Origin of the sequence: Sphingobium sp. ba1 (assembly GCF_000743655.1) — a bacterium.
Taxonomy (GTDB): Bacteria; Pseudomonadota; Alphaproteobacteria; order Sphingomonadales; family Sphingomonadaceae; genus Sphingobium.
Genome location: NZ_JPPQ01000069.1, coordinates 668175 through 677884 on the forward strand (window position 1 = coordinate 668175; position 9710 = coordinate 677884).

Here is a 9710-nt window from a genome sequence, read left to right on the forward strand (position 1 = left end):
TCGGTATATAGTATGACGATGGCCAAAGGTCTAGGGCAGGAGAACATGGCCCATTGGGCCACGACTATCTGGTTAAGCCTATGCTAGCGGACCTGGAGCGGGCTGCACGGTTGCTGACTTGTTATTCTTGGCCATCCGCCATCAATCCCGATAGTAGCTGCGGGCCCTATACCAAGCAGGAACGTCGGTGCTATAAAAGCTGCTGGCGCGCTTCAGTGGCAGCAACTTCTCCGTTGCGATTGCCCCCAATCACCCAGCGACGGTGTGAACTTCGCCGCTTACAGCGTCGCTTCGATCTCGCGCGCCGCCAGGTCGGGATTTTCCGCCAGGCTGATCGGACGCCCCACCACCAATATCGACGCACCCCGATCAAGCGCCTGACGCGGGGTCACGGCGCGTTTCTGGTCGCCCATCGCGCCGCCAGCAGGCCGCACGCCCGGCACCACGAAAAAGCCGTCATGCCAGGCCTTCTTGGCCATCGCCACTTCCTCGCCCGAACAGACGATGCCGTCCAGCCCGGCGCTCTGCGCCAGGTCGGCGAGCCGCCGCACCTGATCCTCGGCCTTCCCGCCCACACCGATGTCGAGCAGGTCGCCATCGTCCAGGCTGGTCAACACGGTCACCGCCACCACCTTCGTATTCACCCCAGCCGCCGCCTTGGCATCCTCCAGCATGGCGCGGCCACCGGCCGCATGGACGGTCAGGATCGCAGGTTCCAGCAGGTGCAGCGCCTGCACCGCCTTGGCCACAGTATTCGGAATATCGTGCAGCTTGAGGTCGAGGAAGATCGGCAGGTCGAACTTCATCATTTCATGCACGCCATGATGGCCATGGGCGCAGAAAAATTCGAGGCCCAGTTTCAGCCCGCCGACATGATGGCGCACCTGCCCGGCCAGATGCTGCGCCTTGGCGAGATCGGGCGTGTCGATGGCGACATAGATGGGGCTGCTCATGCTGGTCCTGCGGGCGAAAGAGGGGAGGGTGGGGGTGTGGCCGGGTCCGTCGCGTCGGCCATCGGCGGCGTCGAGGACATAGGCGAGTGGGCGACCGGCGTAGAAGCGACCGGCGCTGCCGAAGCCGGTGGTGCGGGCGGCGTAGTGACCGCAGCCAGCGCGCGCTCCGTGCTATCCAGCCGCCGCTTCAAGCGCCAGCGGGTGGCCCGCGCCATGATCCAGAAGGGCAGAGCCCCCAGCAGGAACGCGCCGATCAACAGGACCGGCAGCTTGGTTTCCATCACCAGGTCGCCCCACAGGCGCACGGTCACGGGGACATAATTCGCCATGCAGAAGAAGGCCAGGGCGACGGCGATGACGACCCAGAAGGCGGTCCGCAAAAATTGCATCGGCTTTACCTCATGCTGCTGTTGCGATGCAGCTTAGGCGATCCCGGCGGATTTCGGAAGCACCTGATCGCTTTTGCCGATTTCGATCCGCATCGACAGGCTGTGCGTCGCACCGGGGGCGACTATCGCCATGCCGTCGGCCCGGTTCAGCGCGTCGGGCATATGGCTGACCGGCTCCAGGCAAAAGGCATCGGAGCCGGGCGGGCGATAGACATGCAGCCAGTCCGCCCCGCTCGCCGTCAGCGTCAGGCGCAGCCCGTCGCCGCGCGCCACGGTCGCCATCCCGTCCCAGCCGCCATAGACATTGTCGATCAGGCTCTCGCCCTGCACCGGTGCCAGCGCCGACCAGTCGCCAAGCCCATCGGCAGGCACCGACCGCTCCGGCAGCATGTCGGGGGTGGACAGCCACAGGCTTTGCGCCGCAAACTGCAAGCGCGTGTCGGCATCGGCGCGGAAATAGGGATGGAAACCAAGGCCAACGGGCGCATCGTCCTCGGCATCGTTGGTCAGCGCCAGCGTCAGGACGATCGCATCCGCGCTGAGCGCAATATGCTGCCGCGCGGTAAACGCCCATGGCCAGCGCGCATCCGGGCGATGTACCAACGTCAACTGCGCTGCATCATCGCGCTGGTCCGTCACTGCCCAGCCGCTTTGCCAGCCATGGCCGTGGAGGCTGTGCGGGTGATCGCCGAAATTGAGCGGCAAGTGATAATCCTGCCCGCCAAAATGAAAGCGCCCATCGGCAATGCGATTGGCATAGGGCACCAGCGGAAAGCTCGCCATGGCGAGCGGATCGACGCTCCCCTCCGGCGCGCGCCGCAGCAGGTCGACGCCATCAAGCGCCAGCCAGCGCAGCGCCCCACCGACAGCGGGCGAGAGCGCTGCCTCCAGCCCTCCCGCCCGCAACAGGATCGTCTCGTTACTCAGCCGACCATATCCTCTAGCTCGCGACCCTTGGTCTCATACACCATCTTGCGCACGAAGAAGAAGGAGATCGCCGCGAACAGCGCATAGCCCATATAGGTCCACACCAGCCCCGGCGAGACGGCCAGCGAGGGGAAGCTGACCGAAATCGCCGCATTGGCGATCCACTGGGCAAAGCCAGCGACGGCCAAGCCCGATCCGCGAATCTGGTTCGGGAACATCTCGCCCAGCATCACCCACATGATCGGACCCCAGCTGAGGTTGAAGAAGATCACATAGAGGTTGGCGGAAATAAGCGCCATCAACCCGTTATAGCCGGGCAGGGACACCGCGCCGTCCGCGCCGGTCACGGCTGTCGAGAAGGCATAGGCCACGACCGACAGCGTTACCGCCATACCGGCCGATCCGATCAGCAGCAACGGCTTGCGGCCGATCTTGTCCACCAGCGCGATCGCGCCAAGGCACGCGCCGATCGACAGCACGCCCGACAGGATGTTGATCTGCAGCGCATTGTCTTCGGAAAAGCCGACCGCTTCCCACAGCGTCGCGCCATAATAGAAGACGACGTTGATGCCGACCAACTGCTGGAACACCGCCAGGCCAATGCCGGTCCACACGATCGGACGGATCTTGCCGCTGGTCTTTTCGATGAGGTCGGACAATTTGGGCCGATGATGGTCGGCGGCGAGGCTCGCGCGGATTTCCGCGACCTTGCGCGCCGCTTCGAGCGGACCGAACAAGCGGGTCAGCACCACTTCGGCGTCCGCATCCCGGCCGCGCGCGACCAAATAGCGGGGGCTTTCAGGGATGAAGAGCAAAGCGACGAGATAGATGGCGGCAGGAATCGCCTGCAACCAGAACATCCAGCGCCACGCCGGAAAATCGAGCCACAAGGGCGCGGTCGATCCGCCCGCATAGCGCGCCAGCACGAAATTGGCGATGAACGCGCCGGTCAGGCCGGAAATGATCATCACCTGCTGAATGCTGGACAGCCGCCCGCGCACCGCCGCTGGCGTGACTTCGGAAATATAGACCGGCGAAATCACGCTCGCCGCGCCGACGCCAAGCCCGCCGATGATGCGCGCGAAGATGAAGAGGGCCGAGGAACTCGCCGCACCCGCCAGCAGGGCGCTGACCAGGAACAGGACGGCCGCCAGCATCATGACGCCGCGCCGCCCGATCAGGTCGGCCATGCGCCCGGCCATGAACGCGCCGACCGACGACCCGACCAGGATCGCGCCGACATTGATGCCGATGCCCAGCTTGCCGAGGTCAAAGGCGCTTTCCAGCCCTTTTTGCGTGCCGTTGATGACACCCGAATCATAGCCGAACATGAACCCGCCGATCGTCGCCACCGCGACGATCGCTGCGATGAAGGCCATGTTGACCTTCTCGGCGCTCCCCTCATTCATCCGTCATTCTCCCAAATCTTATATCGTTGCGACGTGGCCCGGCAATCCTGCGACGCCGGGGTCGAAGGCGAACAGATCACCCGCAAGGGGCTGCTCTGTCAACGCTGTCATGTCCAGTCCCTTGCGCGCGGTCGTCGCATAGGCAACCGCCAGGTCGTCCCCGCCGAACGCGATCTTGGTGATGTTGGCGACGGGAAAGCGGATTTCGCGCATCAGCGCGCCCGCCGGATCATAGCGCCGCACCGCCCAGCCGCCGAACAATCCGGTCCACAGGCAGCCTTCGGCATCGATCGTCGGCCCATCGGGATAGCCAGCGCCATCCTCGATCGTCGTGAACAGACTGGTCTCGCCGATCGCCCCGTCGTCGGTCAGCGCGGTGCGCCAGATATGGCGGCCCAGCGTGTCGGTATGATAGAGCGTCCGCCCATCAGGCGAGAGGGCAGGGCCGTTGGTGATCGATACCGGCGGCAGGCCGACATTGGCGCACAGGCCTCGATGCAGCCGGTAAATGTGACCGCTATCTTCTGCCTCTCTATCGTCCATCGACCCGAACCATAGCGCGCCGTCCGGCGCGACCGTCGCGTCGTTCAACCGGTTGCCCGGCACCTGCGCTTCGGGCGCGTGCAGCAACCGGAAGCTGGCACTGGCCGGGTCGAACCGGTGGATGCCCGACTGCAGCCCGACCGCGAACAGGCCGTCGTCGGTCGGCACGATCCATCCGACTTGCCCCGGCGCGGTCCAACTGCGCGCCACATTGAGCGCCGGATCATAGCGATGGATGCAATGGCCCTTGATATCCACGAACCACAGCGCCGCGTCGCGCGCGACCCAGATCGGGCCTTCGCCCAATATCGCGCCGACGCTCAAAACACTCTGGGGCGTCGCGCTGCTCATGTCAGCGCCAACCGGCATCGATGAAATAATCATGGCCGGTGCAATAGCGGGCATCGTCCGACGCCAGGAACATCGCCAGCGCGGCGACATCGACCGGCATGATCCGCCCGTCCAGACATTGCGCGGCGACGATTTCGGCTTCGCCTTCGGGCGTATACCATTTCATCTGGCGCGGCGTTTTGACGTTGCCCGGAATGATGGTGTTGACGCGGATATTGTCCCGGCCAAGGTCGCGGGCCAGGCTGCGGGTCAGCCCCTCGATCGCTGCCTTGGCGGTCTGGTACAGCACCAGTTCGGGCAGAGCGAGGTGCCAGCTGATCGACCCGAAATTCAGGATCACACCACCGCCCGCGCGCTTCATCGCCGGAACGGCTGCCTGTGCGGCGAAGAAGAGATGGCGCAAATTCACCGCCATCCGCTCGTCCCAATAAGTTGGCGTGACCTCCTCGATCGTGTGGCGATCATCATTGGCGGCATTGTTGATCAAGATGTCGATGCCGCCCAGCTCCGCTTCGACCTGCGCCATCATCGCCTGCACGGCGTCGATGTCGCACAGGTCGATCGCGTGGAAAATCGGCGTTAAGGCCGCATCGCTGAGGCGCGCTACCAGCGCTTCGCTTTCGGCCACCGCAATGTCACAAAAGGCGACATGCGCGCCCTGCGCGACAAAGCCTTCGACCAGTCCCTCGCCAATCCCGCTGCCGCCGCCGCTGATGAACACCCGTTTGCCCGCCAGGCTGGGGTAGGATGCGCGTTTCATGCGTCGGCTTTCTCTTTGGCGGCGTTCAGCAGGCCGCGTTCGGCCAGGTTCATCATCAGCGCGGTCAGGCCATAGGTCCATGGCGCCGCGTCCTTCGACGTCACGACTTCGTTCACCAGCTTGCCGAGGCGCGGGGTGGAGATGGCGACGATGTCGCCGACCTTGTGGGTAAAGCCGCGACCCGGTTCGTCCCGGTCCTGCACCGGCGCGAACAAAGTGCCCAGGAACAGCGCGAACCCGTCGGGATATTGATGCTCCGACATGGTCTGGCGCATCAGGTCCAGCGGATCGCGGCTAATCTGGTTCATGCTGCTGCTGCCTTCCAGGCGATAGCCTTCCGGCCCGTCGATGGTCAGCGCGACTTCGGCATTGCGCACATCGTCGATGGTGAAGTCCTCGTCGAACAGGCGAATGAGCGGCCCCAGCGCGCAGGACGCATTATTATCCTTCGCCTTGCCGAGCAGCAGCGCCGATCGCCCTTCGAAATCGCGCAGATTGACGTCATTGCCCAGCGTCGCGCCGATAGCGCTCCCGCCGGAATTGCCGATCAGCACGATTTCGGGTTCGGGATTGTTCCAGGTGGAATCGGACCGGATGCCGATTTGCGCGCCCGCACCCACAGTCGCCAGCACCGGTGCCTTGGTAAAGACCTCCGCATCCGGGCCGATCGCGACCTCCAGATATTGCGACCACAGATCGTCCTCGATCAGCGCGGTCTTGAGCGCGGCGGCTTCAGGCGATCCCGGCACCACGGCGCGGATCGACCCGCCGACCCGCTCTTCCAGGCGGCCGCGAATGGCGGCAGCGGCACCAGCATCGCCGCGCGCCCGTTCCTCGATCACCCGCTCGATCGCCGACAGGGCAAAGGTCACGCCCGCCGCCTTGACGCATTGCAGGTCGACGGGGCTGAGCAGGGGCAGGGTCAGCGTATCGAGCGGCCCCAGGGCTTCGCCGCTCTGGGCGTCCACCGGAAACATCTCGACCAGTTGCGCCGCGGTCGGCGCAACCCGGCTCATGTCATAGGCGATGCCTTGATCGACCATGATCGGGCTGGGGCCAGCGGCCGTCAACACGCGACCGAGAAAGCGGCCCGTGCGCCAATCGGCGGGCAGGGCGTCGAGCAAGACATGGTCCCCCGGCATCATCAACTCCTAAACAACTACTCTTGATTGATAGCGCTACCAACATAAATCCGGGGATGAAGTCAAGAGGGGGCATCGCGATTCTTCGGCTAACCCCGTCACGCTGGCGTGCGCCGTTACAGCGCGCAGCGAAAAATCATCGGGGCTTGGCGGGAAACGCATCTGCCATCTTCCCCTGCGTGCCGGACTTTGCCATATCTGTCCGACTATGGATAACGCAGACAAGAGCGCGCCCCAGAATGGCGCCGACATTTCCCCGGCGGCGGCACAGCCGGACGAGGAACCCACGACATTGGATATGGTGGCCGCCGTCCGCCGCTCGATGAGCAAGTCGGCCTGGACCGGGGCTGCGGTCGGCATCGGCTCGGCTTCGATCGTCGCGGCATTGCTCTACACGCGAAAGCGGCCCTGAGCGGCCCAAAAAAAGGCGGCATGGCCTTCGCTCCATGCCGCCGTCGGTGCGACCCGACTAGATGATGTCCCGTCCCTCGTGACAGTTCGGGGATTATAGCGCCTGTTAGGCCGCACCACCACTTAGGTAGGTGACGAGTTCGGGCTTGCTGATCGTCGCATTCTTATCCGTGTCCGCAGTCACAAAGGCACCATTGGCCCAGGCCGTGACTTCGGCTTCCGGCAGTGTCTGCCCAGTCGCCTTGGTCTCCTGCGCCTTCAACGCCACCATCCAGCGCGAAAACTCGGCTTGGCTCAACTCGCCATCGCTATCGGCGTCATAGGCCGGAAACTCCGTATCCACGATGGTCGCGACCGCATTGCCGGGGTTGGCGGGCGTCGCGGCCTGCGGTGTGGTTGCACCGGGCGTCCCGGCCTGCGGCGTCGCCGCGTCCGGTTGCACCGGCGCTGCGGGTGCCGCCTGTTGCGTGGCAGTATCCGGCGTCATCGTCTGTTGCGCCATGGCGGGCGCGGCAACGGCCAAAGCCGTGGTAAACAAAAGCGTGCGGATCATGACAATCTCCTATTTTACGACCCATAAGCTGCAGCCTGTGTTTGACTTCCATGCTGCATGAATAGTGCAATAAGAAGAGTTGAAACCGCCCGATTGTTCCTGAATATGCGTTCATCTTGACCCATTCGTCTTGCAAATGCCGTCAATTCATCTTGTTTGTCTGTGCAACCTTCTCGTGCGCGCCTGCCGTCCACACATGGCCGCCCGATTTGCCCCGCGCTGCCGACGCTGCTAGGCGGCGCGGCATCTTATCTCCTCCAGTTGCAGGATTCGCTCATGGTCCCTCGCTATTCCCGCCCCGCAATGACCGCCCTCTGGGAGCCGGAAGCCCGCTTCAAGATCTGGTTCGAGATCGAGGCGCATGCGACGGAGAAGCTGGGCGAACTGGGCGTCGTGCCGCCCTCGGCTGCCAAGGCGCTGTGGGACTGGTGGGCCACCAACCCCGTGATCGACGTCGCCGCGATCGACGCGATCGAAGCGGTCACCAAGCATGACGTCATCGCCTTCCTCACCTGGGTCGCCGAACAAGTGGGCGATGAAGCCCGCTTCATGCATCAGGGCATGACGTCGAGCGACGTCCTCGACACTTGCCTCGCGGTCCAGCTCGCCCGCGCGTCGGACCTGCTGATCGAGGATCTCGACCAGCTGCTCGCCGTCATCAAGCGTCGCGCCTTCGAACATAAGCTGACCCCGACCATCGGCCGCAGCCACGGCATCCATGCCGAACCGGTCACCTTCGGCCTCAAAATGGCCGAAGCTTATGCCGAATTTTCCCGCTGCAAAGCGCGCCTGATCGCCGCCCGCGCGGAAGTCGCCACCTGCGCCATTTCGGGCGCGGTCGGCACCTTCGCCAATATCGATCCCGCCGTCGAAGAACATGTCGCGGACAAGCTCGGCCTCGCGATCGAACCCGTCTCGACCCAGGTCATCCCGCGCGACCGCCACGCCATGTTCTTCGCGACGCTCGGCGTCATTGCCAGCTCGATCGAACGGCTCGCCGTCGAAGTCCGCCATCTGCAGCGGACCGAAGTGTTGGAGGCGGAGGAATATTTCTCGCCGGGGCAAAAGGGTTCGTCGGCCATGCCGCACAAACGCAACCCGGTGCTGACCGAAAACCTCACCGGCCTTGCCCGCGTAGTGCGCGCCGCCGTCGTGCCCGCGCTCGAAAATGTCGCCCTCTGGCACGAACGCGACATCAGCCATTCGTCGGTCGAGCGCTTCTTCGGCCCCGATGCGACCATCACGCTCGACTTCGCGCTGGGTCGCCTGACCGGGGTGATCGACAAGCTACTCGTCTATCCTGAGCGGATGATGAAGAATCTCGACAAGATGGGCGGCCTCGTCCACTCGCAGCGGGTGCTGCTCGCGCTCACGCAAGCCGGTGTCAGCCGCGAAGACAGCTATCGCTATGTCCAGCGCAACGCGATGAAAGTGTGGGAATCGGACGGCCAGCTCTCACTGCTGGAATTGCTCAAAGCCGACACCGACGTCACCGCCGCGCTGCCACCCGAACAGATCGAGGAAAAATTCAACCTCGATTATCACTTCAAGCAAGTCGACACGATCTTCCACCGCGTCTTCGGCGAGGCGTAAATCTATAAACTCTGTTCCCCGGCCTCCGCCGGGGAACAGGAAATTCAGGCCGTTATCGCACGCCCAACCTGGGCCGCATCCGGGGTGCTGCATCCGACTGCCGCCGCACCAGCTTATGCGCCAGCACCAGATGCTCGGACGCCATCTCGGCTCCGCGCCGTCCTTTCAGCAACCGCACCAACACCTCGACCGCCGCGCGCGACATGGCGCTGATCGGCTGGCGGATGGTGGTCAGTTCGGGCCAGATGGTGGTGGCAAGCGACGTGTCATCGAACCCGCACACCGTCAGGTCGCCCGGCACGTCCAGCCCGCTGCGATGCGCGATCGCCACGGTGGCCGCCGCCATATCGTCATTGCTGGCAAAGATGGCGGTGGGTGGATCGAGCAGCGACAATATCTGTTCGGCCGCGTCCAGCCCGGAGCGATAGGTGAAATAGCCCTGCGCGATCAGTTCATCCAACACCGGCAGGTTCGCTTCGCTCAGCGCCGCGAGATAGCCCTCGAACCGCTTGCCGCTGGCGGTCTGGTTGGGGTTGCCCTTGACGAAGCCAATGCGCGAATGGCCGAGCGTGATCAGGTGGCGCGTCATTTCATAGGCGGCCTGAAAATCGTCGATGCTGACCGCGGCCAGGTCGCCGGGTGCCCGGCCGGTCGCAACCGCCACGGCGGGAATATCGGC

At 64.3% G+C, this 9710-nt stretch carries 11 protein-coding genes; 2 read left to right on the forward strand and 9 right to left on the reverse strand.

What is annotated here, in order from left to right; translation table 11 throughout:
• Window positions 1-278: 278 nt before the first annotated feature.
• From pyrF to IL54_RS06255, 7 genes are read right to left on the reverse strand one after another with little or no spacing between them, the layout of a single operon-like run.
• Window positions 279-953 carry an orotidine-5'-phosphate decarboxylase gene (gene pyrF, locus IL54_RS06225; protein WP_037474067.1) on the reverse strand — a complete coding sequence of 225 codons (675 nt, stop codon included), beginning with the start codon at window positions 951-953 and terminating at the stop codon, window positions 279-281.
• On the reverse strand, window positions 950-1342 hold the full coding sequence (locus tag IL54_RS06230) for a lipopolysaccharide assembly protein LapA domain-containing protein (protein WP_037474069.1): 393 nt from the start codon (window positions 1340-1342) through the stop codon (window positions 950-952). Before IL54_RS06230 ends, pyrF begins: the two co-directional genes overlap by 4 nt.
• Before the next feature lie 33 nt (window positions 1343-1375).
• Window positions 1376-2248: an aldose 1-epimerase gene (locus IL54_RS06235; RefSeq protein ID WP_037474071.1), complete on the reverse strand. Its 873-nt coding sequence runs from the start codon at window positions 2246-2248 to the stop codon at window positions 1376-1378.
• Between the two features lie 17 nt (window positions 2249-2265).
• Window positions 2266-3678 carry a sugar porter family MFS transporter gene (locus tag IL54_RS06240; RefSeq protein ID WP_037474073.1) on the reverse strand — a complete coding sequence of 471 codons (1413 nt, stop codon included), beginning with the start codon at window positions 3676-3678 and terminating at the stop codon, window positions 2266-2268.
• A gap of 18 nt (window positions 3679-3696) precedes the next feature.
• On the reverse strand, window positions 3697-4572 hold the full coding sequence (locus IL54_RS06245) for an SMP-30/gluconolactonase/LRE family protein (RefSeq protein WP_037474076.1): 876 nt from the start codon (window positions 4570-4572) through the stop codon (window positions 3697-3699).
• A 1-nt stretch (window position 4573) separates the two neighbouring features.
• Window positions 4574-5332 (reverse strand): SDR family NAD(P)-dependent oxidoreductase, encoded by a 759-nt coding sequence (locus IL54_RS06250; protein ID WP_037474078.1) that lies wholly within the window; start codon window positions 5330-5332, stop codon window positions 4574-4576.
• The gene (locus tag IL54_RS06255) at window positions 5329-6474 is read right to left on the reverse strand and encodes a fumarylacetoacetate hydrolase family protein (RefSeq protein WP_037477938.1); all 1146 of its coding nucleotides are present in this window, start codon (window positions 6472-6474) and stop codon (window positions 5329-5331) included. Before IL54_RS06255 ends, IL54_RS06250 begins: the two co-directional genes overlap by 4 nt.
• Before the next feature lie 208 nt (window positions 6475-6682).
• Here IL54_RS06255 and IL54_RS06260 point away from each other — a divergent pair, with 208 nt between their 5' ends.
• Window positions 6683-6886 (forward strand): hypothetical protein, encoded by a 204-nt coding sequence (locus tag IL54_RS06260; RefSeq protein ID WP_037474079.1) that lies wholly within the window; start codon window positions 6683-6685, stop codon window positions 6884-6886.
• Between the two features lie 105 nt (window positions 6887-6991).
• Here the strand turns inward: IL54_RS06260 and IL54_RS06265 are convergent, their stop codons facing one another.
• On the reverse strand, window positions 6992-7438 hold the full coding sequence (locus tag IL54_RS06265) for a calcium-binding EF-hand (protein ID WP_037474080.1): 447 nt from the start codon (window positions 7436-7438) through the stop codon (window positions 6992-6994).
• A gap of 276 nt (window positions 7439-7714) precedes the next feature.
• Between IL54_RS06265 and purB the strand changes: the two genes are divergently transcribed.
• Window positions 7715-9031, forward strand: coding sequence for an adenylosuccinate lyase (purB, locus tag IL54_RS06270; RefSeq protein WP_037474082.1), 1317 nt, complete (start codon window positions 7715-7717; stop codon window positions 9029-9031).
• A gap of 52 nt (window positions 9032-9083) precedes the next feature.
• Here purB and IL54_RS06275 read toward each other — a convergent pair.
• A partial coding sequence (locus tag IL54_RS06275) for a substrate-binding domain-containing protein (protein ID WP_037477940.1) occupies window positions 9084-9710 on the reverse strand: 627 nt, incomplete at its 5' end.